Origin of the sequence: Vibrio kagoshimensis, from assembly GCF_050337535.1 — a bacterium.
In the GTDB taxonomy this organism is placed as follows: domain Bacteria; phylum Pseudomonadota; class Gammaproteobacteria; order Enterobacterales; family Vibrionaceae; genus Vibrio; species Vibrio gallaecicus.
The window spans coordinates 25705-52209 of sequence record NZ_JAKJSZ010000012.1; the positions used below are offsets into that span (position 1 = coordinate 25705).

The following is a 26505-nucleotide window of genomic DNA, read 5'->3' on the forward strand; positions in this document are numbered from 1 at the left end:
GACATATCCTATAGTTCAAAGCCACCAGCTCGTTATCAGTCATTTTCTAGTCATCAATCACTTCAGAAAGAACCTGGCCGACAGCACCGCTAGGCTGAGTAATCCCCAGTTTGTTAGATAGAGTTGGGGCAATATCGTATGGCGTGATTTCATGAGTGATCTTGTTTGCTTCAACATCGTAACCTGCAAAAATCACGGGCACATGCGTATCGTATCGCCAAGGTGAACCGTGAGTCGAAGCAATGGTTAAACCATCCATATCATTGATATAGGTTCTAGGAGCAAAAACCAGATACACATCACCAGAGCGCTGAGGATGGTAGTTGTTCTTAACCAGTTGCATCACTCGAGTATCGGGTAATTGGTTGTTTTGCACATCGGTACTGGTCACAGCAAACGCAACCCCTTTGATTTTTGATACTTCATCAGCAACTACAGTTTGAACCTTAGCCAAATCGACACCTTTTTTCGAGATTACGTCATGGTTAAGATAAACATAAGGCTGAGCGTATAAACGAATGGCTTCTTTACCTAATCCAAATTCTGATTGTAAACGGCTTATCAAGCTCTCATTCAATAAGGTATTTTTGTCGAAGTAATTGGCTTGATTGTAACCTAAAGCGTTAACCGTTGGTGAGGCTTCTGGTACGCCATGGTCTGCTGATAAAACAATGAGAGTATTCTTTAGACCAACCTGCGCATCCACATCGTTCAGTAATTTAGCGATAGTTCGATCAAGTCGGATAAGGTTATCTTCAGCTTCTAGGCTGGAAGGACCATACATGTGAATGACATAGTCATTGGCTGAAAAGCTTACTGCAAGATAGTCTGTGAACTTGCCTTTACCTAACTGCTCTTCTTTTAGCAGAGTGCTGGCAAAGTTTGCTGTAAGTTCATCGCCTGCTGGGCTTAGAGTGAGCATGGTACTGTAGTACTTAAAGCTTGCAGGGCCATAAGGGTGAGGAAAGGTTCTTTTGAAACCGGCTAAATCGACTTTATGCTCAGGGTCACCTTCTTCTAAAGTGTATTTATTGCTGTCTAAAGCAAGCTCCCAACGCTGACCTGAATATTCATTCGCTAGCTTTTTACTGTTCCAACTCGTTACCCACTCGGGGTACTCCTCGTAATAATAATTGCTGGTGACAAATTCTGATTGTGCTTTAGAAAACCAGAATGCTTTACCAGAATGCCCTGCAAGCGATATCGCCCCACGGTCTTTCACTGAAACCGAGAATATTTTTGAAGCACCGTTACTTGATACGGCTAACTCATCACTAAAAGTGGTAGAAAGAATAGGCTCTGGAGAGCGTCCATCTTTGGTTGCCACTTTCTGAGTCGGATCTATTTCTGTCGCTTGGTTAACACCAGCGCCAGAAGTCAGCATGCTGTATTTTTCATCCTCAACGTTGTAAACCAAGCGTTCTTCATTTCTGTCATACCAGACGTTTCCAACCATACCATGCACACTTGGAGGAGCGCCTGTTGCCAATGATACGTGACCTACAATGGTTTCAGTATTTCCATGTTGGTAATGAGCATTAGTGTAGTAAGCCCCTTCTTCCATCAGGTAACGAAAGCCAGCTTGACCAAAATTAGATTTATAACGTTCGAGAAGATCACCACGCAATCCATCCACCGTGATCTGCAAAACCAATTTTGGTTGCTGATCATTTGCAACCGCTTGGAATGGCGAAAGCAAGGCTCCTGCTAAAACTGCACTAGATAACAGAGAACTCATGAACATAGGCCTAGCTAATACAGAATGAGGCTTTCGCTGAGTATTAGAGGGCTTAGGTACAACTTGCAATTTCATTGCGGTTAATGGATAAAAATAGGTCAAACTCGGTTTGTTCATAATCAAATTCCTTGCCGGAGAACGTTGGGTATCGCTGATTTAGCTTCTGCTTTCGCTGTCTATTTAGCATTGGCTTTCACTGCTTATTTAGCATCTCTTACGAGTCGCAAACCCATGTCTGACATAATTATAGACTGACTTGCAAAGTCTCTTCGGTAATTCTCAGATTCATTAGCGTCGTATGAAAAGCTTCCACCTCTCACTGACTTATGAGCTAGTCCAACTTTACTGTCATTCGCGTTACTTGGATTGTCAGAAGGTGAGTAACGGTAAAAAGTGTCGTCGTAAGCATCAATAACAAACTCGCCGACATTACCTGTCATATCGTAAAGCCCTAGCTCATTTGGTAACTTACTGCCAACAGGTTGCGCTTGGTTATTGGCGTTTTCTGAATACCAAGCCACATCATTAATATTATCTGATCCGCTATAAATATAGCCTTGGCTTAAATTTCCGCCGCGAGCAGCAAATTCCCATTCAGCTTCAGTTGGAAGGCGGTAGTTTTCATTAGTGAGTTCGTTGAGCTTCTCAATAAAGTAATTGGCTTGCTGCCAGCTTAAGTTATTAACCGGAACGTTTGGTGACGGGAAGTAACTAAGGGAAGACCCCATCACTGACTCAAATAAAGATTGAGTGACTTCAAATTTAGACATGTAAAAGCTATCTACAGATACAAGGTGTGCCGGCTGTTCGCTTGATTTCGCTTCCTGCGCATTTGATCCCATAGTGAATTCACCACCTTCGACTTTGACCATATCTTGCTCAATAAGGGCAGCGGTTGGGTGGGGGGCAAAGCTACTACAACCCACTAATGTTGACCCTAAAACTAGTACCGCGCCGATTAAAATTTTGGTTTTAAGTGGTTGCGTAGAAGCTGAAGTTTTACAGTGAGAATGTACTGGATTTGATGTGAACATAGTCGCCTCAATTGCTCATAATGTATGCATCCATAATACCTGTAAACGACTTTCCAAAATGGAATAACCTCTATAACAATCCACAAGCGCAGGAGATGTTTATTATTAAGCGGTCACCATTTTTGAATAGGCAAAACCACTATGATTCTGACTCAAGGCCCTCAATTTAATGGAAAAGCGTCTAAGCGTTTACACGTGATGGCGAAGCCGATTGGAGCGGCTTGTAATATTGATTGCACCTACTGCTATTACTTAAGCAAACAAGATCTTCTTGAGTATAAAAAAGGTTGCTCACCAAGAATGGATGACGAAGCACTAGAGACGTATATTCGCCAATACATCGAAGGTCAAAATACACCAGAAATCATTTTCTCATGGCAAGGTGGTGAACCAACCATGCTTGGTTTAGAGTATTTTGAAAAAATTGTATTACTCCAAAAAAAATACCAACCCTCAGGCATCAAGATTTCTAACGACCTTCAAACAAATGGCACATTGCTCAATGACGAATGGTGTGAATTCCTTGCGACAAATAGTTTTCTTGTTGGGCTGAGTATTGATGGTCCTGAGCTTTTACATAACACCTACCGAACTAACAAAGCGGGTCGCGGCACTTTTAACCAAGTGATGAAAGCTGTCGAGTTGCTTCATAAACATAGCGTGAAATTTGCCACGCTAACTTGCGTGAACAATTTAACCAGCCAAAACCCGCTTGAGGTTTATCGCTTCCTACGTGATGTGGTGAAGTCACCTCAAATGCAGTTCATCCCCATTGTGGAACAAAAAACCTTTAGAACGGATGCGCCTCAAATTGTTGGTGAAGGACAAACTGGGCAGACTAACGAACAGTTACGCCAAGGTGATAAACGTTTAATTCCAGGTCATAAAGATTCGGTGGTGGAGTCTTGGTGCGTGTCAGATGAAGCGTGGGGCAACTTCCTAATTGCTGTGTTTGATGAGTGGGCGCGACACGATATTGGCAAAGTATTTGTGCAGTATTTTGAAGCCAGTATTGAAACTTGGATGGGTCGTCAGAACCCATTATGTACCTTAGGTGAAGTGTGTGGCAAAGGCTTAGCAATGGAGCCAACAGGCGATGTGTTTGCTTGTGACCACTATGTTTACCCTGAATTCAAAATTGGCAATATCAATCAACGCAGTTTGGATGACATGGCGTTTGACAAAAAGCAGCAAGAATTCGGATTTGCCAAATCACGTAGCCTAACCAGTCAGTGCCAAAAGTGTGAATACCGCTTTGCTTGTCATGGTGAATGCCCGAAAAATCGATTCATTCGCACCAGAGATGGTGAGCCAGGTCTTAATTATTTGTGTGCGGGTTGGAAGAAGTTTTTCAGCCATGCTGATCGCTCGATTGCCTATATCTTAAGAGCGATGAAGCACCCTGTTAAACACGGTAAGTACAGCGATTCTGAACTGCAAGCTGCGCGTGAAAAGGCGATAGCTGAAAGAGCATCACTTGCGCAGAATACAAGCACAGCTCCTGCTTACCCTACAAAATTTTAGGCGGATAACATAATGAAAAAACACATCACACTGAGTTTAGCTAGCTTAATTTGTATGGGATCGTTTAATGCTGCTGCTGACACCGATCTGCCCGAGTTAAAGGCTCAAACCTCGTCGCCGGTTCAAGTACCAGCTTCGACCCAAGAAAGTATGCCGCAGCAATCGCAGGCTCAACAATTGGCTTACCAAGCGCAGGATATGCGAGAAGCGGTTAGTGTCCGATCTGATGCATTAAGACAGCTTGCCCGTTACCCAAACCAAAGTAGTTTAGTTGCTGTTGCTAGGGGCTTAAAAGACTCATCGGAAGAGATAAGAGAGTCGGCAGTAATAGGTGCAGAACCGTATCAATTTGCTAACCGCTGGAGAATGGTTTCGCCGTTACTCAAGGATTCGGCTAAAAGCGTTCGGATTACCGCAACCACAAGTTTGATTCGTGACTACGGCAACATGACAGTCGAGCAGAAACAAGCCATTGAAACTCCAGTTGAAGAGCTTATTGCGTATTTAAAAACTAAGTCAGATTCAGCCACAAGTTTGTTGCTTGCTGATGTTTATCGCTGGCATAAAGAGTGGGATAAAGCCGAAACTCTGTATTTATCTTTGCTTAATCCTAAAGATAAAGAAGACGACAGCAGTAATCTAAATGCCCCTCAAATTTGGCTAAGTTATGCTGATAATTTCAGGGCTCAAGAGCAAGATGAACAAGCACTAAAAGTACTCGATAATGCATTGACCTTATTTGCTGATAATGCAGCACTCTATTATTCAAAGTCTCTCACATTAGTCAGGTTAGATAAGAAAAAACAAGCTGCTGATGCAATTCAAATGGCCGCTGAATTAGAACCAAAAAATAGCTACTTCTGGTATTTGAACGGAGTACTTCAAGAGTCATTTGATATCGACAACTCTACACAATCATTTGAACAAGCCTATCTAATCTCGGGCGCTCCAGAGCAGTTGTATGCGGTGTGTGATATCTACACTCGCTATAGCCATCCTAAAACTGATGAATGTTTAGCCGAACTTGAAAAAGTAGCGCCTCCATTCGTCATTCAACAGTTAAAAGAGCAAAAGCCACAAGTTCAAAGCTAAAGCTCAAAGCTAAATCTCCTAGTTAACGACTATTCAGACTAGCTTGTCTGCAGCAAATAAGCAGCCTGTAGTCAGTGTTTTGAGTCGGTAGTTAACGGGTTTAGCACAGCCTTGGCTGGAACCGTGATGCTCAGAAGGTGAACTGGCTGGAATATTCTGAGTCATTGTTTTACTTACTTTAACTCATTGGTTTATTTACCTTAAGTCATGTTTAGAACACAAGGAAAGTACACCGATACACGGCTTAATTTTTATTATTTCGAAAAGCGGAAACAGTAATGAACGCACGATTTTCTATTTTATCCCTTTCTTTAACTGCAGCTTTTTCTGTAAACGCGAGTGGTATTTTCTTACAAGAAGCTGTCATTGCTAATGCAGGTACCGCTGGAGCGGGTGATGGGGTTTACACTCAGTCTGCTGCTGCAATGTGGGTGAACCCTGCCACTATGTCCCATATGGGCAATAGTTTGACCACGTTTAATACGTTAGCGTTTGATATCGAGATGAAGTATCAAGATAGCGCTAATGATAATGGTGAAGCCAGTACATTCATGCCTTCTGCAGGCGCGTTTCATGCGCATCAGGTAAGCGATAAAGTGCATCTAGGGTTAGCATTAGGTGCGGTGGGTGGTTCAAGCTTAAGCTACGGGACTGATTGGGCTGGAGGAGGTCTTTTAGACAGTATTACTCTAACTGCGATGCAATTGAACCCTAGCTTGAGTTACCAACTTAGCGAGCAGTGGTCTTTTGGCGCTGGGGCGCAAATCAGTTGGGCGGCATTGGAGCAATCAACGGACTTAGTAACAGCAAAGCAAGATACTGATTGGGCATATGGTTTCAATCTAGGCATGATGTATCGACATAATGAGACATGGTCGGTGGGGGCGAGTTATCGCTCTAAGCTAGAACATGATTTTAAAATGAAGGTCAAAACCAGTTTGCCGACTTCAGTTTTAAATAACCTAAAAACGGACATTATCGTTCCAGAGATTGTTGATATCAGCGGCAGCTATGCTTACACAGAACGCCTTAATTTACTGGCAAGTGTACAGTTTCATCGTTGGAGTCAATGGGATGCAACGAACCTTGACCTAGAATCAAGCATAGGCTCGGGTGTGGGTGCTGAGATTGAAAGAGATTGGGACGACGTGTGGAAATTTGCCTTAGGGGCGGACTATGTCCTGAATTCAGATTGGCGCTTAAAAGCGGGCGTATCATACGAGACATCACCACAAGATGATCCAAGCAAGCAATGGGTCGACTTACCTGTAGGTGAGCAATATCGTTATTCGGTTGGTGCTTCAACTCAATGGGATCACATCACAGTAGACATGTTTTACGAGTATGCAGACCTTGGTTCTGTTGATATGAATAGGCGGGGAGTCGATGGTAGCTTTGACGGCAGAATCCATTTTGTCGGCATGAGCTTCAGCTTTTAGTATTGTTTTGCTCCCAAGTCTGATCCGTTTTTAGTCTGGATTAAGTATTTAAATGCACTTTCCACCGTTGGCGGAGAGTGCATTTTTTAGTCTGTGTGCTTTGTTCTGCGTATTAAAGGTGTTTGATCTTCAATACAGTGGTGAACCGGAGAATCTAACGTTGATGAAAGAGCTTTTGAGTAAGCCAGTACCGCGCCATTACTTTTGGCCTCGTACATTGCAACGTCGGCATTATGTAAGGTCCGTTCAATCGACATTCCTGAAAGCGATTGATAGTGATCGACACCTATACTGGTAGAACTCGAAAAGTGATTGTTTAGATAGCAAATAGGTGTGGTTACCGCTTCTTGGATTTCTTTGGCTAAGCTTTCTGTTTTGAGTATGTCAAACCTGCCTTCAAGAAGAATCACAAATTCATCACCACCGAGTCGAAACAACTTTTGTGTTTTGTTAGTCAATAATTCACTTAATTTTTTGGCGACTTCTATGAGCAATTGGTCACCTGCTGCATGTCCATAGGTGTCATTAATTTTCTTGAAACCATTTAAATCAAGCATCATGACAGTGAGCTCATCAATCGAGTTCTTTTTGCAGCCTTGAATATACTGGTTGAAACAGTATCGGTTTGAAATTCGAGTAAGAGAGTCGGTTAATAAAAGGATCTCAGCCTCTTGTTTAGCCAAAATAAAATCTGTTATTTCGAGTGCGGAACATTCAATTTCACCATTGATTACTTCACTGCGATTGATCTTATAATAACGCTTTTCATTATTAATGAGCAGAGAGTATTCAAAACTCTCAGTTGACGGGCAATTGATTAAACCATTGATGAATTGCTTTAGTTCAGCGCTAATACTTTTTCGAGGGATCAGATAAAATATTTCTGTAAACTTGCTGTTAGAACGTAAAACTCTTCCAGTTTCAATATCAATTACGAAAAGACTTACTTGGGTAATATTGTAAGTTCTGGAGTGCTTCTCTTCGCTTAACTTTAACTGAGTTATCGAGTCTTTTAGCTTGATTCTCATGGTTTCTAATGACTTGAATATCGTCGTTATTTCTAAGAACTTTGAGTCAGTTTTAGAAGGGGTATAGTAGTCACCATTCGCTATTTGAAATGCAAATTTTTGTAATTGGCTAAATGGTGTTTTAAGGGCGCCTAATATAATACGGTTGAAGACGAGTGAAACAGATAACAGGAGTATTACCAAAATGGCAATGCGCGGGACAATCGTTGTTATGATCCCATTTTTAAACGCGTTGTTATCTTTTACTACGGTAAGAGTACCCACCTGCTGTTGGTGAATATCGGAGATTGGGTACGTTATGACTTCTGTATGTTGAGATTCTATTTGGTCATTAATCACTTCAGCCATTGTCATTGCGTAAAGCATAGACTCGAGCTTTACCGACACAACGTAATCCAACTGAGAAATTTGTGTAGTGACGAGCTCAGCAGCAAGAAGGTCGAATTGAGCTAGTGCTTTTTTTGAATCTAGAATCTGCTGCGAAACGACTCGCTCATACAGTTTACTTTTTACTTCATGTTCAATATAAAGATCTTTAGCGATGTCTAAGCCACCAAAGACAACGATTGGAATCATAGTCAATAGTAAGTAAACGGAGATAACGTAAGAAGATAGTTTTTTCATATGATTTAACTTTGACAATTTTGCGCAATTCTCTGAGAAATAGCGTTATTTTTGCCTTTTAGCTCGATAATTAATTTGTCTACGATTTTTTTATCTTCAGGGCTAAGCTTTGGTGTGTTTGGATTAACTATTACGTTAATGACACCTTGCTTGATACCAAAATGTTTTCTGTTCCCGTTCCAGATTTCATTTTTAAGCTGCATAAGGGCTGCAAATACTGCTATATCGACTTTCTTCTCCAATGAAGCTAATGACGTGTGCGGATACTTGTCCGAATAATTATAATCCACGCCAAAACTGTAACTAGGCTGTCCGTTTTCAGTTCTCTCTTTCACGGCATCCATAACCCCTACGCTAGAATACCCAGCAGCAGGGTAAATAATATCAATCCCGCTATTTAGCATGTCCACACTCATTGAATGAGCCGTATGTGTATCACTCCACGAAAGTGCACCATTGTTAATATATTGTGTACTCAAAATGACCCTAGGATTTGAATCTTTTATGCCCAGTTCAAAACCACATTTAAAGTTATTGATCACTGGTATGTCTAAACCTCCAATGAAACCAACTTTATTGGACTCGGTTTTCATGCCTGCAAGGTAGCCTATAACGTAGCTTCCTTCAGCATGGTTAAAGGTTAATCCCAGTATATTTGGAACATGATAAGAAATATCAAGTGAAATGAATCGAGTAGAAGGATGCTGACGTGCAATGCGACCAAATGAATTAATGGTATTGGAATCTTGAACAATGATTGGGCTATACCCTTCAGAAGCCGCTTTATTAAGTTCTTCTACATAAAGAGCATTATCTCTTTCTATTCGTATTCTTTTAACGGTGACACCCGTTTGTTCTTCAAACCTTGAGATACCATTGTTTATTAACTGCGAATAAGAACCTTTGTAGAGTTCGGCAGGAAATAACACTAAAGGCTTGAATGCTTGAGTAGTGGCTAAGGCTGTTGGAGATGCGACTAAAGCGGATATTAAGATGGTAGGTAGTCGTCTATTTGGAGGACTTTTACATAACCTGTTGACCAAATTTTGAAGTTTTAAAATACCATCTGATTTCATTTTATGAGCATCTATTCTTTATAGTAATTATTGATAATACTTATTGCCCACTGAAATTATGTAGAGGCATTTATGCCACTAGTTTATTAACACTTGCCAGTTATAACAATGATCTATGTCGCATAATTATAATTTACGGGCGCGTATATTGCAAAATAATGTGATCTGTATTCCAAGGGTAAGTCTGGATTTAGAAAAGCGTTACGGTGGTGTTTTTTGCGCTGCACCCGAAATTGTATTATTCCGCTTTGACCGGCTGAATTGTAGTGCCTGATCCCTCTGGCTCTAGTCCCAACTTATTGCTGAGTAAAGTCATACTAATTGTCGCTATTGCAATGACGGCTGCAATAATAATGAAGCCATTCTCTATATTGTTTGTGTGTGCGAGAAAAGCAATAAGAACATAACTCAAACTTTGTACAGAGGTAGCGAACATGCCAAGCCCACCATCCACACGACCTCTTTGGGATATATCTACCTTGTGGTGCATCCAGTTAGTTCGAGCAATACGAATTAAAGCATTAAAGAAACCGAAGCCAAGAGTTAATGCCACAATATAGATTGGCTGCATAAAGCTCGCCATTAATATCAACACCACGGTTAATGACAGCATAGAAAATTGCATGATTCTTGGGTGAGAAGCTATATTCAAAATCTTCGCAACAAAAACACCCGTTAATAAAGACCCTAACCCGAAAGCCATGTTATACCAAGCCACCCAATCACCTGAAACGCTTTGAGCTGCGAACCAAATAGGAACAAGTTTTCCTAAAAATGTGAGAGTTGGGTATGCTAAGCAAGACAGTAAAATGAATGCGTAAAAAGTAAGGTTTTGACTAAAGATAGTTTTACTTTCTTTAAGTTGTTCTATGAAAGCGACACGTTTCGTAGTTCTGATTTGCTTGCGATAAGGGGTAAAGTAATAACAGATGGATGCAATACTGGATGCAATTGCCGCAAATAAAGAAAATTCAAACATTCCCCACATTTCAAGTAATACAATGCCTAGCGCACCAGCACCAAGCGTTGTGCCTTGCATTACAATTTCCTGATAACTGGAGATTTTAGCGTACTCATTTTTGTCGTAGTTTTCCTGTGTGAAGGCATTATTGGTATGCCAAGCAACATTACTCGACACCCAAAAAATGAGTTGAGATAAAGCGAGCAGCCACATATTACCTAGGTCTAACGTATAAGCCAGCATGATTAGGGCAGCAGTAGACGCTTGGACTACCTGAGCTGAAATTAGAATGAGTTTGCGCGATTGTCTATCAATAACAGTGGCAAAAAATGGTGTGACGATAAATGAGATGCTTGTACAGACTAGCGCGGTGAGAGCAACAAATGTTCCCATGTTTGGTTCCTTGAGCATTAACCATGGTAACGCCAGCATGAATAACCCTGAGCTTATCCCATCAAAAAATCGTCCTGTTAAGTATGGTAGTGTTTTATTTTTCATTATTTTCCCTATCAAATGTGACCAACTGGTTTATCCCTTTTATTTAAAATTCACTTTAATACTTAAAGTTAACTTTAAGTAAAGTGATATTTATAGTTTTTGGGAATAGAGGAATACCTCACATCTGACTAATATATTTATCGTGTTTATTTTGATGGAGAGATAAAGAAGCATGTTAGATAAAAAGGACCGCACGTTTACACGTTCAGTCCTTATATTTGGGTAGGTTACCCTCTATTAAATATCCATTTAATACCTTTAAGCTCAGGCGGAAAAATTCAATATCGAGGGTTCAGTTTGGTAATCCTATATTCAAAGACGGGCAGTGAATTCTAAATTTCAAAATCAAACTTTATATAATAAGTTCTACCAATTTCTGTATCTTCATAATCTTGTTCAGACTTATCTAGGCGTTCATCGGTTAGGTTAGTTATACCAGCTTTAACCGTGAAGTTACTGTTGATGTTATATGAACCGCCAAGGGACACGATTGAGTATGAATCTAGGTTGTCTCCACCCGAGTCTTTCTGTTCACCCGTATAGTTCACCCCAGTGAAAAAAGACAGATCTTTACTTGCAGCCCAGTGGATATTTAAGTTAGCTAACCATTCTGGCGTGTATGAAATATCAGAATCATCCTCAGTGTCTTTAGCATCGGTATAGGTAGCATTAGACACTAGAGACCAGTTTTCAGATAAATCGAGCTCACCTTCTAGCTCTACCCCCTTTGTTTCTACACGATCAACATTTTCATACTGAATGATGGTTGAAGAACCATCGAAGAATGGGTCAAGATCTCGGTCTATTAAGTTTTTAACGTCATTGAAGAAGAGTGTTGCTTGAATATATCCACGTTCTGCGTAGTACATACTTGATAATTCATAGGTTTTTGACGTTTGAGCTTCTAAATCTGGGTTGCCGATTAAGGTACAGCGCCCACCACAACTGACGAGTGAGAAGTCTTCAGAAGACTGGAAAATCGTTGGTGCTTTAAAGCCTTCCCCATAACCACCTTTAAAAGTGAAATTATCGATACCGTTATAGACAAGGTATGCCCTAGGACTAAAGTCATTACCAAATTGGTTATTATGAGTAATACGCCCACTTAAGGTTGCGGTGAGATCCTTGGTGACGGATATTTCATCCTGAACATAAATGGCGTTCTGAGTTACTGAGCGGCTGCTTGTGTAATCCCTTTCATTTTCAATGCTGGTATAAGACATCTGCCCACCCGCAGAGATCACTTGGCTATCAAGTTCGGTTAAAACAATTCGACCATCGACGGTATGATTATTCTGGGTCATATCCGCTTCATCGACCATTGGATGGAAGTTGTTTTCACTCACTTCTGAATTCTCATAGAAATAAGAGAGATCGGACTCTCCCCAGTCCCAGTCTCGTTTATAACCAAGAGTAGACGTTAGTTTTTCACTGTCATAGTCACTTTCAAATACAGAGTTTAAATGGCTGTAATAGCTGTACTCTTTTCTATCATCGTCAGCAAAGAGTAGATCAAAATATATCTCATCTTCATAGGTGGGCAGCAAAGTTAAGTTAGCTCGGAGCGTTTTACGATCTTGTTGTGCTTGTGGGCTGAAGTTTGCCCCTGCATTGCTTGGGAACCAAGCATCTTTATCACTAATATCCAATGACATGGTGTAAAGGAGTACGTCAGGAATGATAGAGCCAGTGACAAAAACATTACCACTTTTCAGTTCCCCACTCGCGTCAGGGGCTAGAGTGTTGCCGCTATTATTTTCGGGAGTGCTATAAGTCAGGCTACCAGCAACATAGGTATCATTTTCAGGTTTTTTAAGAATAACGTTAACCACACCGCCAATCGCTTCACTACCATAAAGGGAAGACATAGGACCGCGCACCACTTCTATTTGTTCAACAGAACTCAGTGGGATACTGGACAAATCATATCCTGCACCACGGATAACGGTTTCACTAGAACTGACTCGACGTCCATTCACTAAGAAAAGGGTGTAATTACCATTTGAAGAGTTCTGATTATGCAGACCTCGAATGATAATTTTAGATTCACTGCCGGTGCTTTTGGAAATGTGAACACCAGCAACACTTTCTAACGCTGTTGTAATGTCTGTTGCAGGTAGCTTATTAATTTCTTTATTGGTAATCACTGAAATAGAAGCGGGTGCATCTTTAATGGAGGTTTCATTTTGTGATGCAGTCACGACCATCACATCCACTGTATTTGCGAAAACTGAAAGTGGGAGAGCAGTTGAAAGGCTTAGCGCCACTGCTAGGCTTAATTGATATGGTTTCATAACATTCCTTTAAGAATTATCCTTAGTTGTATTTGTATTTGTATTTGATTTGGATTTCGTAAATAACGAAGTTAACCCTTCGGCTAGCATGACCTGCCAACTGAAGTAGTCATGACCACTCGCGGCTTCTTGTAAATGTACCGAGTACCCTTTCGACTTGAGGGTTTGATAAAGCTGACGATTAGTCTCAAGAATGCTGTTTGGATGAGGCTTGATTTCAAACACTCCAGCAGTTAGATATATGTCGATGTCTTTTTGGGATTGGGAGCGAGCGAGTTGAGCGACCCAATTGTCGTGTTCTTTATAAAGAGCTAGTTCAGATTGAGGAGCCCACCAAAAGGAGCCTGATTGACTGAGCACCTTTCCAAAACGTTCTGGGTGCTGAAGTGAAATGTACATAGATGCCAACCCTCCAAAACTTGAACCCGACAAAATAGTGTCCTCAGCTTTAGGGCAAATATCCCGGCGTAGACATAGCCATGGCATCAACTCATTTGCCATGAACGCGGCATAAGATTCGTTCGGGGTAAGTTCTTTTTCTCGAAGGCTGGGAACAGGAGTGTTAACAAAGATGGCCCTCATTGGTGGGACTTTTTTCTGTGCGATTAAGTTGTCCAAAATGAGTGGCGTAGGCACCTTTTCTAGATAGGCATCCCCATCAAACAAAATCAAAAGTGGTGCATCTTTCGCTGTTTGATAGGTTTCATTCGGTTCATAAAATGTGACTTTTCTCGGTAAACCCCCGTTCTCACTTTGATAGATATGGTTGAAGAATTTTCCTTCAGGGTTTCGTAATGGTTTGGTAATGGCATCACTTGGAGCTTTGGAAAGAGTGACGGTTGACGCTAATCCAAATAAATTGTCATCAGCACCATATATTGCTTGTTGGTTTAGTGGATCGGGTTGGGCTGTAGCAAGTACTGCTCTTCTTTGCTCTCTTCCTTTTTTGTCAATAATTTGAGGGACGTTAGGTGCGATTCGATAAGAGAGGCGAGTGTCGGCTGGTACTTCAAAAGAACGGAACCAAATATTACTTTTACCTAACTGACTTAGGTGCGCATGTCCACCGTAAGGAGAGCCAAGAACTCTGACATTATTGACAGGTCCCTTGTAAAGAAAGGTGACGATAGCCGTGTTGTCTTCCGTATATTCAACAAGCGGTGCGCCGCCATTGGTATTCACGTATTGCCAGAATTTAGTTTCAGTATCGGTTAGATTTTGCTGAATTTGATGCGCCGTTTCCTGAATCTTCGGGCTAACTGAATTTTCCTCAGGTGATACGTATTGACTGTTTTTTAGCGGAATGGTTTTGAGCAGAACTTCGACATTGGTACTGGGTGCACCAGACACTTTACTTGGTGTGCTAAGGTCGGTAGAAGTCTTTTGCGTGACAAACTGAATTTCGTAATTTCCAGGTCTACCAACCAGCCAAAATATTTCAGCCTCTTTCGTCGGCGAGCTGATCAGGGTTTTAATTATTTCTCCATTAGAATCAACCACACCTGCCCAATTTAGACTCTGAGTACTTTTAATTCCTCCTCGATAATAGCTTGGTTTGACAACTTGTAACTTGATGGTTTCATCACTCGTCACCTTGTAGTGCAGTTCTTTTTCTAGGTTTAAGGTATTCGCACTGACACCAGCCATAACCGCTCCCCAAAGTATTGCTGATAAGAAGAATCTCATTAAATTTATCCGTAATGATATTTATTATCATTTATGTTACTTTGAATTTCTCATCATAAGTATCGGATTTGGTTATGATCACCAACCAAACTGTTATGTAAAATCGGCAGGTTAAAATGGTAAATAAGCTCCCATCTTCATTTAATAAGAGTGCATTAATTCGTTGGGTAGAGCATAAAGATCGACATACATTAATGTCTGATTCACCTATGTCGAAGGAGGAGTTATTAGAGGGGGAACTTATTAATTACAAAGTTAATAACAGCTTTTCACTGCATGGTGGAACCTCCGATGAACTGACGGATTTTCAAGTGATCTCTACTGCGAAGAAAGCGCTGATATTCGTAATTTTATTGGAAGGGAAACTTGATTTTAGCTATGACGACATTAGGTTTGTATTTGATGCAGTGGATAAACCTGTTGGAGTGGTTGTTAACTTAAGTAAGCCTGCAACTTTTAGGCGAGTGATCCAAAAAGGGAATCATGTCACTAAACTCAATATTGTTCTGCCGGTTGAATGGGTAGAAGAACGAACTCAGACAGACTCCAATGTTGGGGTGTTTATTTCACAGCATTTAGCGCACTTCAAACTGAAATTAACCGAGCCATTATTGAAGCTGACATCGGAGATTATTCTTAACAGTGATCCAAAAGAAATAACCGGAAAAATCAATTTAGAGTCGATGACTCAAAAGCTTATATCAGAAATTTTTTCGCAAATTAGTGATTGTGATGATTTGAAATATTCTGAATCAGAAGAACCGAATAGTGTCGATTCTCGATCCAGTAGTAACAAAAATGGGCATGCACTGGATTCTCTTGTGACTTACATTGAGGCAAATTTAGAACGTGAATTACCAGCGAAAGAATTAGCTAAATACGCAGCGATGAGTGAATCAAACTTGCAGCGAAAATTCAAAGCAGCATTAGGGTGTAGTGTTCGGAGTTATATACGTCGCAGAAGGCTAGATATTGCGCGTCAGCATTTAGAGCGCGGTGTTGCGAGTGTCACGGAAGCGGCATACAACGCAGGGTACAGGCACCCATCTAACTTTACGATTGCGTTTAAAAAAACGTTTGGTTATCCGCCCGTTGCATCAATGAATCGTGAAGTGTAATTAGGCATAAAATGTAGTTAGGTGTGGAGCGTAAAGTCGCAGAATGAAGAGGGCTATAAGGTGAAGATAGCTCTAGGGAAAGATAGCTCTAGGGCAAACGAGTTCTAGGTTAAGCGAACTATGGCGCTGGGGAATTAAGACACGCAATACGAGACACATAAAAGGCTGAACTTATAAAGTTCAGCCTTTTAGTTTATTCAACATTAATCATCGATTAAAAGAGGTTACTCATCTTCGAAGTTGTCTGCATAGCCTTTCGGTGGTGGCGTCCAACCTCGTTCAGAACGAGAGTGTTTGTCTGAACGATCTTTTTGCATATCTGCTTTCATACTTTCTTCTAGTTGAATGAAAATATCACGGTAGTTATTGTCATAACGTTCATCTTCAGCAGCTGCTGCCCAAGCTTTATAAAGCCTCTCTGATTTACGGCTCTCTACTCTCTTATAAGTTGATTTTTGTTGTTCGACAAAAAATGGGTGATGCCCTAAAGCCCTCAGAGCTTCTGCTCCTACCTCAAGTGCCGAGTGATAGGTTTCAGACTCTATAAAGTCAGCACCTGCTGATCTTAACCTGTAACTATGACCGCGGTCGAAACCACGAGCCAGTATTTTTACATGTGGGTAGGTGTGCTTAACGTATTTCACGAGTTCAACGCTAGAGTCTTGGTTATCTATGGCGACAACAAACAGTGCTGCCTCTTCAATTCCTGCGGTATGAAGCAAGTCAGGGCGAGTAGCATCACCAAAGTATGATTTGACATTAATTTGTCTTAGTAGATCAACTTGGTTTGCTTGGTGATCCAACACCACAGTGTTAACACCATTAGAAACTAATAAACGGTTCACTATCTGACCAAAACGACCAATACCAGCGATAATCACTGTGCCTTTTTCTTCGATTTTGTCTTCTTCACGATCGTTGGAGTTTTGCTCATAGCGCGGCAAAATGACTTTGTCGAATAAGATGAAAAGACCTGGGGTCAGGAACATTGAAAGCGCAACAACCAGTGATAATGTCTGAGCGATATCATTTGGCAGTACATGGTTTTGTACAGAAAAGCTTAATAGTACAAAACCGAATTCACCGGCTTGCGCTAGGCTAAGAGTGAATAACCAACGGTCACTATTCTTAATTTTAAAGATTAACGCTAAAGTGAATAAGACGAAGGCTTTAAGTGCCATGACACCAATAGTAAGACCGATGATTAAAGCAAAGTCATCGAAAAGTATGCCGAAATCAATACCAGCGCCTACGGTAATGAAGAACAAACCTAGTAGCAAACCTTTGAAAGGATCGATGTTTGATTCGAGTTCATGGCGGAATTCACTGTTGGCAAGTACGACACCCGCCAAGAATGTACCTAATGCAGGTGATAAACCCACAAGGCTCATTAATGCGGCGATACCAATTACCAGCATTAATGCAGTCGCAGTAAAGATTTCACGAAGGCCTGAGCTGGCAACAAAACGGAATAAAGGGCGGCTAAGGAAATGCCCGCCAACCACAACAATCGCAATAGAAGCCGTGATGACTAAGCCATATGCCCAACCAGGCAAACCCGCAACAAGGCTTAGCTCATCATGGTGTTCAGCTGCATTAGCAGTGGCATTTTGTGCTAACTCAACAAGCTCAGGTAGTGCTAACAGTGGAATGAAAGCCAGCATTGGAATCACGGCAATATCTTGGAACAACAGTACCGAGAAGGCATTTTGTCCGCCTTCTGTTTTACTCAAGCCTTTCTCATTGAAGGTTTGTAAAACAATAGCCGTTGAAGAGAGAGCGAAAATTAAACCAATAGTCAGGGCGATAGTCCAAGGCTGCTCGAAAAAGAGCGCAATGCCCATCACAATCGCGATGGTGCCACCTACTTGTAAACCACCTAAACCCATTAGTCTGTGCCTCATCGACCACAGCATCTTAGGCTCAAGTTCTAGGCCGACTAAAAACAGCATCATCACTACGCCAAACTCGGCAAAGTGCTGAATTGTTGTGGTTTCTTCACCGACTAAACCAATAATGGGTCCTATCACAACCCCTGCAATCAGGTAACCCAATACAGAACCTAACCCAAGCCGTTTAGCGATGGGCACTGCAATAACCGCAGCTGCTAGATAGATAAACGCTTGTAAAAAATATCCAGTCATTGCTTGTCCTTAACCATGATGTTTTTAAGATAGTGGTTGAGCTTGGCTGCTTTGCCTGCTTCTTTATAGTCCACTTGATCTTCGACCAGTGCAGTGAGCAGTGTTTTATAATTATTTATGTGTTCACTAATACGGTTTTCTTCTAATGCGGTACGTGCACCAAACAGAGCAAAGGGGGCAAGATAATTCATGCCACATAAAGATGCGGTTTGCTCTATCGGGTGGAGCAATTCACGAATCGTAAAGTGATTATAACCGTCTGTTTGGTATGCATCTTCTTTCCCGCCTGCAGTGATGCTACAAAAGATTGTTTTTCCTTCAAGAGAATGGCCATCAGTACCGTAGGCGAAGCCATATTCTAAGACCAGATCTTGCCATTCTTTTAAAATGGCAGGAGTTGAATACCAGTAAAGAGGGAATTGAAAAATGATGACATCATGGTCGAGTAAGCGCTTTTGCTCTCGGTCAATATTGATGTTGAAGGTTGGGTATTCAGCATATAGGTCAACCGCTGTTACGCCGTCAACTGAACTTGCTTGATCAAATAAAGGTTTATTTGCTTCAGAACGATGTTGTGAAGGGTGGGCAAATAGCACCAAAACTTTTTTTTGGGTCATAAGTCCTCTTTGGCTTTCACGCATTAATACGTAGGGTTAATGTATCGACTCATAGGTATACTGACACAATAAAGGATTCATTCTTTAAGAACAATCTGTTAGCTGTATCGTTGAATGTAACTTAATAGGTCATCTAATTGATTAACAGAAAGAGACGCTAAGTTTTCAAATGGCTTCACTTCACCATGTGTGATTAAACAGCTGGGCATATTTGCATTGTTTGCGGCTTCTAAGTCGTATAAATAGTCACCCACATATAGGACTTGATGCGGTTGAAGTTGCCAAAGGTCAGCTAAAGCCGTTAATGCTTCTGGGGACGGTTTCGGCGCGTATTGTTCGCGAGAAATAACTTCTTCAACAGTAACGTTGCAGTGATCCAGTTTGCATTTAGAAGCCTCAGCACAATTACGCGTGACGATACCCGTATGAAAGTGGTTATCTTCTAAATAATTAAGCAAGGTATGACAACCTGAAAGTGATACCGAGTTTTCAGCGTCACTAAGCTCATGATCTAAGATTAGCTTGTGCGCGCTTTCCCTATCAGCAGCCTCAACAAAGCTGTCTGCGTGGGTCAAAATGTCTTGATGCACAGGGCAGTTTAATTGCTCTCTTAGACCTTGAAAGTTTATTTTTGAGCTGATAAGCGTGTTATCTAAATCAAACACAACCGCTTTAATATTTTTTATATTGAGTGGAATAGGCACCACATTATCTCCTCAGGTAACGTATTGATTTAAGTGTAGTCTGCATTTATATAGACTGTATGAGTCTTCATATTAATATTTGAAAATACGAAAGGAACGAATTATGAGTAAGGATTTGCGTGTACAGTGCACAACCACAATTTCAGGGCACCATGAACCTAGCCCCGCAGAGATGTTTGCGCAAATGGCGGCATGGTGTGAAGAAAACGATATTACTCATGATACTTATGGTGAAGGACCTTTCTTACAGGGGTTTGAACAAAAAGTGGCGGATCTTCTCGGCTTTGAAGCTGGTGTATTTGTGATTACCGGCACGATGAATCAGCCAACCGTTTTAGAGTTAGTCTGCAAGGAAAAGAATAACCCGCTGGTGGCGATGCACGAGACTTGTCATATTTATCGACATGAACGTCAGGGCTACCAGTTGCAAAATCGTTTTTCAGTGTTGCCTATTGGTGATGTATTTAGAACTTGGAATGTGAATGATCTAAAAGCCTGGCCGGATACTTTATCTGCGGCATTGTATGAGCTGCCTATGCGCGAAATTGGTGGTCAGCTTCCCACTTGGCAAGAGCTCGAAGGGATCAAACAATATTGTAAAGAGCAATCTATTCACCTGCATTTAGATGGTGCTCGTTTATGGGAGACTGCCGCCTTTTTCCAAAAAGAATATAAAGAAATAGCACAAGGTTTTAATAGTGCTTATGTGTCTTTATATAAAGGTCTCAATGGTATGGGAGGCTCTTTACTTCTCGGAGATAAAGATCTGATAAGCAAAGCCTCAGTATGGATGAAAAGACAAGGCGGTAATGTATATCACCGAACGCCTTATGCCGTATCTGCTGCTATGCAATTTGATCAAAGAATTGAAATGATGCCGCAGTTATTTGAGCGTACAAGGCAAATTTACCAAATCCTTCATGATTACCCCCAACTAAAGGTGAATCCTGAACAGCCGCAAGCAAATATGCTGCACATTTACTTACCGGTAAGTTACGAAAAAGCACTGGAAATCAGAGATAATTTTGCCGCAGAAAAGAGCATCTGGATAGGGCACCCTAGTATTACTGAATTAGCAAATCAGTCAAAAATAGAATGGTATGTGGGGGATAGGTTATTGAACATGCCCGATCATGAGTTTATTGAATTCTTAGATGGATTAGTTTTAGCTTTAGAAGCTTAAGCCATAGCAACTGACTCTAGAGCTACTAGACGATAAACAGGAGAGCATTGGCTCTCCTTTTTTGTGGGCAATCATTCTATTTTTTGGTGTTCAATTTATTGGTTGTTGAACGGCGGAAAGCCTAGGAATTACATGTATTGGTTAATATAAACATCGACCAAAAACATAAATACAGGCACGGTGCTTAGTACACCGAAAAAGACAATTGGAACCCAGTTTTTCACTGGCTTTTTAGGCTGGTTATTATCACTCATCAAATTAACCTCTTACATGTCATATAAAGCTGAACATAGAAAATTGAGCCGCTAAAGAACACGTGATTGACGAACAGCAGCATTGTGGTTTGGATACTATCAAATAAAGTGTAAGCGCTATATCCCTTTTTATATAAACGAATAAGCCTTAATAATTATTTTGAAGTGAACCAATGAAATAGGCTATTGTCGTAGAAGTTAATCGATTAACTTCTTTGGAGAGACAGAGTGAAAACACTCGGTAATATTATTTGGTTTTTATTTGGTGGCGTATTCATGGGATTGGCTTGGTGGTTCTTCGGAATTCTAGCTTTCTTAACCATCGTAGGAATTCCATGGGGACGAGCTTGTTTTGTAATGGGTAATTTTTCTTTCTTCCCATTTGGGCAAGAGGCGATTTCTCGCGATGAACTAACGAACGAAACTGATATTGGCACCAGTGCTTTTGGCATGCTTGGTAATATTATTTGGTTCTTGTTTGCCGGTATTTGGCTAGCGATTGGTCATATTGCTTCAGCAGTGGCTTGCTTCATTACCATAATCGGTATTCCATTTGCCATTCAGCATTTGAAGCTTGCGGTTATTTCACTCGCACCGATTGGCAAAACCGTTGTTGATAAGCACGAAGCAGAAGCGGCACGTGTAAGAAACTACAAAGGCTAACTAAGTTCAGAATAAACAGAGCCCTGCATGGATGCAGGGCTCTTTAGTTTCTAATCAATAAACTGGATTGTTGGTTATTGGTTATTGGTTATTGGTTATTGGTTACTGATTAATGAAGTCTTTGAATCTTTGCTTCGTTTCAGCGTCTGCTTTGCTGTACCAAAAGTGAAGCATTTCTTCAGTAGTATTTGCGGTATCAGTATCGATCTTAGCCGGTAATGTCACAGGTTGAGCTACTGCAACTGAAGCGGTTGTTAACGCCGCAACCCCACCTTTTTTGTTGTAATCAGCCGCTTCTAAAGGGAACTTACGACCAATCTGCATCCCGCCTTTTACTAGCTTGTCTTGACGAAGGTCGACTGCGTTTTGGTTTTCATCAAGTAAGTTCCAATCAAGATTCTTAATACCTGCTTTGGCTTGGTCGATATTACGATAATCAGGCAGATCAAAAGTTAGTGTCGAGTCACTGGCTTCAAATGTCGCAATGATAGTATCGCTATCAATAAATTCTCGCTCATTCCCCTGATCAAACGCCAGTTGATATTGGAAAACGATTTGGTTTTTGCCATCAGGAACGGTCAAAGTTTTATGTGAAGAGAAAAGACCACCAGAGAGATCTGGGCTGGCTTCGTTTACCGCTAAAATATCAACACTTGAAGGGACTTGTATTTCTACGTCAGCGAATACCGCTGGAGCCGCCATGATGGAAGAAAGTAACGCGATGCTTTGTATTGTTTTCATAATCATACAATTGTTGTGGTCAGAGAAATTACAATCTCACGCGGAGAAATGTAATTCAAGTGATGAAAGTGGGATTTAAAAATACTTGCCAAATCTTAACGAAACATTCATGTTCTAAGTCAAAAATGACTCAAAAGAGGGCAGTGACTTGGATACAAAACGCATGGAAAGTTTTGAAAATCAGTTTGAATTTTTTATAGAGCAAACAATGCAGACTGATGCTGCTCATGATCTTAACCATGTGTTACGTGTTGTTAGATCCGCAAAGGAGTTATGCCAGGCAGAAAAGGCTAGACCTGAAATTGTAGTACCTGCTGCTTATCTTCATGATTGTTTTACTTACCCTAAAGATCATCCAGAAAGGAAAAATAGCGCTTTTCTAGCCGCAGATAAAGCCATTGGTTTTCTTGGTGAAATTAACTATCCAACGGAATTTTTTGAGGCGATCCATCACGCCATTATTACTCATAGTTTTAGTGCAAACGTAACACCACAGACATTAGAAGCCGAAATTATACAAGATGCTGATAGGTTAGATGCCCTTGGTGCTATTGGAATTGCGCGTTGTATCCAAGTCAGCGCTACTTTTGGCACTATACTGTATTCAGAGCATGACCCATTTTGTGAGCTTAGACTCCCTGAAGATAAAACCTATACGGTTGACCATTTCTATTCAAAGCTATTTAAGCTAGCCGACACTATGAAAACAACTGCAGGTAGAAAGGAAGCGATGAAAAGAACCAAGTTCATGCGTAGCTATTTAGAACAATTAAGCTCGGAAATCTAATTGTATTGATAAAGTGTGAAGTCTGTTGTGTTTTATTCGGGTGAATATTTAAATATGCAACTAGAATTACTCGATAAAATCAAAAGCCATCAGAAATAAGATGAGCAGCATAGCAATGTGACTAGGTAAACTCGGCAAAAGGGATTAGAAGGGAATGGAACATCAACACGTTCAAGTGAGCCATGACATCGTCATTGAGGCTGAACTTGAAGAACGGAATCAAGCGACTCAAAGTCTCACTAATGCCGCGAATATCGATCAAACTAAGCAGGAAACAGTTCTACCACCTCGCCCTTTGGTGGTGAATTATTCAATGGCGATACCTGTGTGGTTCTTTAGTATTTTGTTTGCGAGTATCTGGCTTGTTTACTACCCAGCAATAATGGTGCTGTTTTACCTGCTGGTTAGTGCGGTGACCTTTTTTGTTTATGCTTTCGATGCTTCTGCTAATAGGAATAAGACTTGGCGAATTGATGACACTTTATTTCATGCGTTATCGTTAATTGGTGGATGGTCCGGTGCTTTATTAGGGCAATGTATTTTCAACCATAAATATTCTGATAAAACGTTTGCCGCCATTTTCTGGTGTACTGCCGCAATGAATTTTTTATTTTTTGTATGGACACTAACCGAGTCGGGAAGCAGGCAGTTAGAGGTTATTCTAGGTTCATTATTGACCTAGCGTAGTGGTTAAGATTTATTAGAAGAATAGAAAAGCCCCGAATGAATCGGGGCTTTTTAGTTTAGCCAGGCTTTAGGTATCTAGAACCTAAGGCATGATTACATTGCTGCTTCGAAGATAGCTGAGATTTCTTCGTGCGTTGCTTGTTTAGGGTTAGTGAAACCACAAGCATCTTTAAGTGCGTTATCAGAAAGTGTTGGGATATCTTCTAGCTTAGCACCAAGTTGTGCGATACCTGCAGGGATACCTACATCATTCGCTAATGCTACAATCGCGTCGATTGCTGCTTCTGCGCCTTTCTCTGGAGACATGCCTTCAATATCAACACCCATAGCTTTAGCTACATCAGCAAGACGCTCAGGGCAAACTTGCGCATTGTAGCGTTGTACGTGTGGAAGAAGAATTGCGTTACAAACACCGTGCGGAAGGTCGTAGAAGCCACCTAGTTGGTGAGCCATTGCGTGAACATAACCTAAAGATGCATTGTTGAATGCCATACCAGCCATGAATTGTGCATAAGCCATTTGCTCACGAGCTTCAATGTCATCACCGTTGCTTACTGCTGTTCTTAAGTGTGCTTGAACAAGCTCAATAGCTTTGATTGCTACAGCGTCTGTAATTGGTGTAGCAGCAATTGATACATAAGCTTCAACCGCATGTGTTAACGCATCCATACCTGTTGCAGCAGTCAAAGATGCAGGCTTAGCTAGCATTAGCTCAGGATCGTTTACAGAAACAAGCGGAGTTGTGTGCTTATCTACAATTGCCATTTTAATGTGACGATCTTCATCAGTGATGATGCAGAAGCGAGTCATTTCAGATGCAGTACCAGCTGTTGTGTTGATAGCAATCAATGGCATCATTGGTTTTTCAGAAACGTCTACGCCTTCGTAATCAGCAATGCTGCCACCATTTGAAGCGACAAGCGCGATACCTTTTGCACAGTCGTGCGGAGAACCACCGCCTAGAGAAATAACGAAATCACAGTCATTGTCTGTTAAAAGCTGTAGACCGTCACGAACGTTGCTCATTGTTGGGTTTGGTTGAGTGCCATCAAAAACAACGGCTTCTACATCGCGATCGCTAAGTAAATCTTGTACTTGTTTAACAACACCGATTTGGTTAAGAATTTTATCAGTTACGATAAGACCCTTTTTGAAGCCTTGAGACTGAATATTGTCTGCTGCGTCTTTCAGGCAACCAGCGCCCATTAAGTTTACTGTAGGGATATAAAATGCACTCGCCATGGGAATACTCCAAGTTAATTATGATTTTTTGTTGGGTTCATATTGGCGAGTTAAGGGCTTTGAATTCTTGATCTGAAGCAATTTTAAAAGATAACTAACACTTTATAGGTACAGGTTGTGATTGCGCGCATATAGCAATCGTTTTTATGGAAGTAAGTGATGTTTGTATAAATAAGGTGTGTATGTTTGATTTGATTATAAATGGAGCAATTCAGTCCGAAAGCTCCATTTAAGGTACAGGCGATTGTTTACTTTATTCTTTTCAATAGTTATTTATCAGTGGTCTCAAGTGCTTCATTATTCTCGTTTTGATCTTCATCAGATGAAAGTTCTGAGTTTCCTTCAGGTTCTTCATCGTAGTATTTAACTAAAAAAGGGGTCAGCATGACGGATGATGGTAAGAAGTGCTTCATAAAACCTCCACTGTAAGTAATAGAAAGTTGAGTGATAATACTTAGGCTTGTCGCTATGGTAGTGTGCTCAAATTAAGAAGGCTTTGCGGCGCATCATAGCTTTCTTGGCTAGCTCAATTATGTTTCATAATTACTAACAAGATCACAGCATCAATGATTAACTTTAACTAAAGGTGGTGCATATCCGATTTAGTTTTACGAATCTTGAAAATGTGTTTAGAGTTGCGCCAAAAAATTAGGAATGATTTATGAAATACGATTGGATTTTCTTTGACGCGGATGAGACCTTGTTTCACTTTGACTCTTTTAAAGGTTTGGCGCTGATGTTTTCACGCTTTGGTATAGAGTTTGGCAAATCAGAGTTTGCTGAATACCAAAAAGTTAATTTGCCTTTGTGGGTTGATTATCAAGACGGTCGTATTACTGCAGAAGAATTGAAGCATACCCGTTTTGTGTCTTGGGCTGAAAAGCTTGAAACCACGACTGCAACACTAAACAGTGCGTTTTTAGAAGCGATGGCGGATATCTGTACATTGTTACCTGGAGCAAAAGAGTTAATGAATGCGCTGCATGGTAAAGTAAACATGGGCATCATAACCAATGGTTTTACAGAGCTTCAGGCAATTCGTTTAGAGCGCACTGGGATGACAGACTACTTCAAGCATGTAGTGATTTCAGAAGAGGTAGGTATTGCTAAGCCTGATTTTGGTATTTTTGACCACACACATAAGATGATTGGCTCACCAGATAAAGCCAAAATGCTAATGGTTGGAGATAACCCACATTCCGATATTTTAGGCGGTATAGATTTTGGCATTGAAACTTGTTGGCTGAATGTAAACCAAAAAGAAACGCCAGAAGGTGTAACGCCTCACTATCAGGTTTCTTCTTTAAAAGAACTACAACAGTTACTGGTGAAGAGCTGATTAAACTGGCTAAACATTTATGGCTGTGAGGT

At 40.9% G+C, this 26505-nt stretch carries 24 protein-coding genes; 9 read left to right on the top strand and 15 right to left on the bottom strand.

Features of this window, described 5'->3' with window-relative positions:
- Window positions 1–46: 46 nt before the first annotated feature.
- Both L4C37_RS12685 and L4C37_RS12690 read right to left on the bottom strand, forming a co-directional pair.
- Window positions 47–1738: an alkaline phosphatase family protein gene (locus tag L4C37_RS12685; RefSeq protein WP_429768912.1), complete on the bottom strand. Its 1692-nt coding sequence runs from the start codon at window positions 1736–1738 to the stop codon at window positions 47–49.
- Between the two features lie 200 nt (window positions 1739–1938).
- Window positions 1939–2610: a formylglycine-generating enzyme family protein gene (locus L4C37_RS12690; RefSeq protein ID WP_240701698.1), complete on the bottom strand. Its 672-nt coding sequence runs from the start codon at window positions 2608–2610 to the stop codon at window positions 1939–1941.
- Window positions 2611–2913: 303 nt separating this feature from the next.
- On the opposite strand from L4C37_RS12690, the gene L4C37_RS12695 reads away from it, so the two are divergent.
- Together L4C37_RS12695 and L4C37_RS12700 are read left to right on the top strand one after the other, a co-directional pair.
- Window positions 2914–4296, top strand: a complete 1383-nt coding sequence (locus tag L4C37_RS12695; RefSeq protein ID WP_429768803.1) for an anaerobic sulfatase maturase — start codon at window positions 2914–2916, stop codon at window positions 4294–4296.
- 9 nt (window positions 4297–4305) lie between these two features.
- On the top strand, window positions 4306–5388 hold the full coding sequence (locus tag L4C37_RS12700) for a HEAT repeat domain-containing protein (protein WP_429768913.1): 1083 nt from the start codon (window positions 4306–4308) through the stop codon (window positions 5386–5388).
- 33 nt (window positions 5389–5421) lie between these two features.
- Here L4C37_RS12700 and L4C37_RS12705 read toward each other — a convergent pair whose 3' ends face one another.
- Complete coding sequence (locus L4C37_RS12705) at window positions 5422–5553, bottom strand: hypothetical protein (protein WP_429768804.1); 132 nt, start codon at window positions 5551–5553, stop codon at window positions 5422–5424.
- Window positions 5554–5666: 113 nt separating this feature from the next.
- Here L4C37_RS12705 and L4C37_RS12710 point away from each other — a divergent pair, with 113 nt between their 5' ends.
- Window positions 5667–6827 (top strand): OmpP1/FadL family transporter, encoded by a 1161-nt coding sequence (locus L4C37_RS12710; protein WP_137372155.1) that lies wholly within the window; start codon window positions 5667–5669, stop codon window positions 6825–6827.
- A gap of 86 nt (window positions 6828–6913) precedes the next feature.
- Here the strand turns inward: L4C37_RS12710 and L4C37_RS12715 are convergent, their stop codons facing one another.
- The 5 genes from L4C37_RS12715 to L4C37_RS12735 all read right to left on the bottom strand — a co-directional run bounded on the left by L4C37_RS12715 (window position 6914) and on the right by L4C37_RS12735 (window position 14994).
- A complete protein-coding gene (locus L4C37_RS12715) occupies window positions 6914–8479 on the bottom strand; it encodes a GGDEF domain-containing protein (protein ID WP_429768805.1) in 1566 nt (521 codons plus the stop codon).
- Window positions 8480–8484: 5 nt separating this feature from the next.
- Window positions 8485–9555: a BMP family ABC transporter substrate-binding protein gene (locus L4C37_RS12720; RefSeq protein ID WP_429768806.1), complete on the bottom strand. Its 1071-nt coding sequence runs from the start codon at window positions 9553–9555 to the stop codon at window positions 8485–8487.
- A 238-nt stretch (window positions 9556–9793) separates the two neighbouring features.
- Window positions 9794–11014 (bottom strand): MFS transporter, encoded by a 1221-nt coding sequence (locus L4C37_RS12725; protein ID WP_429768807.1) that lies wholly within the window; start codon window positions 11012–11014, stop codon window positions 9794–9796.
- 332 nt (window positions 11015–11346) lie between these two features.
- Window positions 11347–13308 carry a TonB-dependent receptor domain-containing protein gene (locus L4C37_RS12730; protein ID WP_429768808.1) on the bottom strand — a complete coding sequence of 654 codons (1962 nt, stop codon included), beginning with the start codon at window positions 13306–13308 and terminating at the stop codon, window positions 11347–11349.
- A gap of 9 nt (window positions 13309–13317) precedes the next feature.
- The gene (locus L4C37_RS12735) at window positions 13318–14994 is read right to left on the bottom strand and encodes an alpha/beta hydrolase-fold protein (RefSeq protein WP_429768809.1); all 1677 of its coding nucleotides are present in this window, start codon (window positions 14992–14994) and stop codon (window positions 13318–13320) included.
- Between the two features lie 116 nt (window positions 14995–15110).
- Between L4C37_RS12735 and L4C37_RS12740 the strand changes: the two genes are divergently transcribed.
- Entirely contained in the window at window positions 15111–16112 is a 1002-nt protein-coding gene (locus L4C37_RS12740) for a helix-turn-helix domain-containing protein (protein ID WP_429768810.1), read from the top strand.
- A gap of 224 nt (window positions 16113–16336) precedes the next feature.
- On the opposite strand, the gene L4C37_RS12745 is transcribed toward L4C37_RS12740, so the two are convergent.
- The 3 genes from L4C37_RS12745 to L4C37_RS12755 all read right to left on the bottom strand — a co-directional run bounded on the left by L4C37_RS12745 (window position 16337) and on the right by L4C37_RS12755 (window position 19580).
- Complete coding sequence (locus tag L4C37_RS12745; RefSeq protein WP_273295686.1) at window positions 16337–18256, bottom strand: monovalent cation:proton antiporter-2 (CPA2) family protein; 1920 nt, start codon at window positions 18254–18256, stop codon at window positions 16337–16339.
- The gene (locus L4C37_RS12750; protein ID WP_429768811.1) at window positions 18253–18873 is read right to left on the bottom strand and encodes an NAD(P)H-dependent oxidoreductase; all 621 of its coding nucleotides are present in this window, start codon (window positions 18871–18873) and stop codon (window positions 18253–18255) included. Before L4C37_RS12750 ends, L4C37_RS12745 begins: the two co-directional genes overlap by 4 nt.
- 98 nt (window positions 18874–18971) lie before the next feature.
- Window positions 18972–19580: an HAD family hydrolase gene (locus L4C37_RS12755; RefSeq protein WP_429768812.1), complete on the bottom strand. Its 609-nt coding sequence runs from the start codon at window positions 19578–19580 to the stop codon at window positions 18972–18974.
- A 100-nt stretch (window positions 19581–19680) separates the two neighbouring features.
- On the opposite strand from L4C37_RS12755, the gene L4C37_RS12760 reads away from it, so the two are divergent.
- Window positions 19681–20760: a threonine aldolase family protein gene (locus tag L4C37_RS12760; protein ID WP_429768813.1), complete on the top strand. Its 1080-nt coding sequence runs from the start codon at window positions 19681–19683 to the stop codon at window positions 20758–20760.
- 128 nt (window positions 20761–20888) lie between these two features.
- On the opposite strand, the gene L4C37_RS12765 is transcribed toward L4C37_RS12760, so the two are convergent.
- Complete coding sequence (locus tag L4C37_RS12765; RefSeq protein ID WP_257217071.1) at window positions 20889–21014, bottom strand: hypothetical protein; 126 nt, start codon at window positions 21012–21014, stop codon at window positions 20889–20891.
- A 228-nt stretch (window positions 21015–21242) separates the two neighbouring features.
- Between L4C37_RS12765 and L4C37_RS12770 the strand changes: the two genes are divergently transcribed.
- A complete protein-coding gene (locus L4C37_RS12770; RefSeq protein ID WP_137372166.1) occupies window positions 21243–21677 on the top strand; it encodes a YccF domain-containing protein in 435 nt (144 codons plus the stop codon).
- A gap of 102 nt (window positions 21678–21779) precedes the next feature.
- Here L4C37_RS12770 and L4C37_RS12775 read toward each other — a convergent pair whose 3' ends face one another.
- A complete protein-coding gene (locus L4C37_RS12775) occupies window positions 21780–22418 on the bottom strand; it encodes a DUF2057 family protein (RefSeq protein ID WP_429768814.1) in 639 nt (212 codons plus the stop codon).
- A gap of 163 nt (window positions 22419–22581) precedes the next feature.
- Between L4C37_RS12775 and L4C37_RS12780 the strand changes: the two genes are divergently transcribed.
- Together L4C37_RS12780 and L4C37_RS12785 are read left to right on the top strand one after the other, a co-directional pair.
- On the top strand, window positions 22582–23205 hold the full coding sequence (locus L4C37_RS12780; RefSeq protein ID WP_372265366.1) for an HD domain-containing protein: 624 nt from the start codon (window positions 22582–22584) through the stop codon (window positions 23203–23205).
- 154 nt (window positions 23206–23359) lie between these two features.
- Window positions 23360–23887 carry a DUF1294 domain-containing protein gene (locus tag L4C37_RS12785; protein WP_429768815.1) on the top strand — a complete coding sequence of 176 codons (528 nt, stop codon included), beginning with the start codon at window positions 23360–23362 and terminating at the stop codon, window positions 23885–23887.
- 98 nt (window positions 23888–23985) lie between these two features.
- Here the strand turns inward: L4C37_RS12785 and yiaY are convergent, their stop codons facing one another.
- Both yiaY and L4C37_RS12795 read right to left on the bottom strand, forming a co-directional pair.
- The gene (yiaY, locus tag L4C37_RS12790; RefSeq protein WP_137372169.1) at window positions 23986–25134 is read right to left on the bottom strand and encodes an L-threonine dehydrogenase; all 1149 of its coding nucleotides are present in this window, start codon (window positions 25132–25134) and stop codon (window positions 23986–23988) included.
- 269 nt (window positions 25135–25403) lie between these two features.
- Window positions 25404–25547 carry a hypothetical protein gene (locus tag L4C37_RS12795; RefSeq protein WP_273296678.1) on the bottom strand — a complete coding sequence of 48 codons (144 nt, stop codon included), beginning with the start codon at window positions 25545–25547 and terminating at the stop codon, window positions 25404–25406.
- A gap of 248 nt (window positions 25548–25795) precedes the next feature.
- Between L4C37_RS12795 and yjjG the strand changes: the two genes are divergently transcribed.
- Window positions 25796–26473, top strand: a complete 678-nt coding sequence (gene yjjG, locus L4C37_RS12800) for a pyrimidine 5'-nucleotidase (RefSeq protein ID WP_273296679.1) — start codon at window positions 25796–25798, stop codon at window positions 26471–26473.
- The last annotated feature ends 32 nt before the right edge of the window (window positions 26474–26505 follow it).

Coding starts and splice junctions, on each gene's coding strand:
- L4C37_RS12685 (WP_429768912.1), bottom strand. CDS start 1,738: ATGAGTTCTCTGTTATCTAGTGCAGTTTTAGCAGGAGCCTTGCTTTCG.
- L4C37_RS12690 (WP_240701698.1), bottom strand. CDS start 2,610: ATGGTCAAAGTCGAAGGTGGTGAATTCACTATGGGATCAAATGCGCAG.
- L4C37_RS12695 (WP_429768803.1), top strand. CDS start 2,914: ATGATTCTGACTCAAGGCCCTCAATTTAATGGAAAAGCGTCTAAGCGT.
- L4C37_RS12705 (WP_429768804.1), bottom strand. CDS start 5,553: ATGACTCAGAATATTCCAGCCAGTTCACCTTCTGAGCATCACGGTTCC.
- L4C37_RS12710 (WP_137372155.1), top strand. CDS start 5,667: ATGAACGCACGATTTTCTATTTTATCCCTTTCTTTAACTGCAGCTTTT.
- L4C37_RS12715 (WP_429768805.1), bottom strand. CDS start 8,479: ATGAAAAAACTATCTTCTTACGTTATCTCCGTTTACTTACTATTGACT.
- L4C37_RS12720 (WP_429768806.1), bottom strand. CDS start 9,555: ATGAAATCAGATGGTATTTTAAAACTTCAAAATTTGGTCAACAGGTTA.
- L4C37_RS12725 (WP_429768807.1), bottom strand. CDS start 11,014: ATGAAAAATAAAACACTACCATACTTAACAGGACGATTTTTTGATGGG.
- L4C37_RS12730 (WP_429768808.1), bottom strand. CDS start 13,308: ATGAAACCATATCAATTAAGCCTAGCAGTGGCGCTAAGCCTTTCAACT.
- L4C37_RS12735 (WP_429768809.1), bottom strand. CDS start 14,994: ATGAGATTCTTCTTATCAGCAATACTTTGGGGAGCGGTTATGGCTGGT.
- L4C37_RS12740 (WP_429768810.1), top strand. CDS start 15,111: ATGGTAAATAAGCTCCCATCTTCATTTAATAAGAGTGCATTAATTCGT.
- L4C37_RS12745 (WP_273295686.1), bottom strand. CDS start 18,256: ATGACTGGATATTTTTTACAAGCGTTTATCTATCTAGCAGCTGCGGTT.
- L4C37_RS12750 (WP_429768811.1), bottom strand. CDS start 18,873: ATGACCCAAAAAAAAGTTTTGGTGCTATTTGCCCACCCTTCACAACAT.
- L4C37_RS12760 (WP_429768813.1), top strand. CDS start 19,681: ATGAGTAAGGATTTGCGTGTACAGTGCACAACCACAATTTCAGGGCAC.
- L4C37_RS12765 (WP_257217071.1), bottom strand. CDS start 21,014: ATGAGTGATAATAACCAGCCTAAAAAGCCAGTGAAAAACTGGGTTCCA.
- L4C37_RS12775 (WP_429768814.1), bottom strand. CDS start 22,418: ATGAAAACAATACAAAGCATCGCGTTACTTTCTTCCATCATGGCGGCT.
- L4C37_RS12780 (WP_372265366.1), top strand. CDS start 22,582: ATGGAAAGTTTTGAAAATCAGTTTGAATTTTTTATAGAGCAAACAATG.
- L4C37_RS12785 (WP_429768815.1), top strand. CDS start 23,360: ATGGAACATCAACACGTTCAAGTGAGCCATGACATCGTCATTGAGGCT.
- yiaY (WP_137372169.1), bottom strand. CDS start 25,134: ATGGCGAGTGCATTTTATATCCCTACAGTAAACTTAATGGGCGCTGGT.
- L4C37_RS12795 (WP_273296678.1), bottom strand. CDS start 25,547: ATGAAGCACTTCTTACCATCATCCGTCATGCTGACCCCTTTTTTAGTT.
- yjjG (WP_273296679.1), top strand. CDS start 25,796: ATGAAATACGATTGGATTTTCTTTGACGCGGATGAGACCTTGTTTCAC.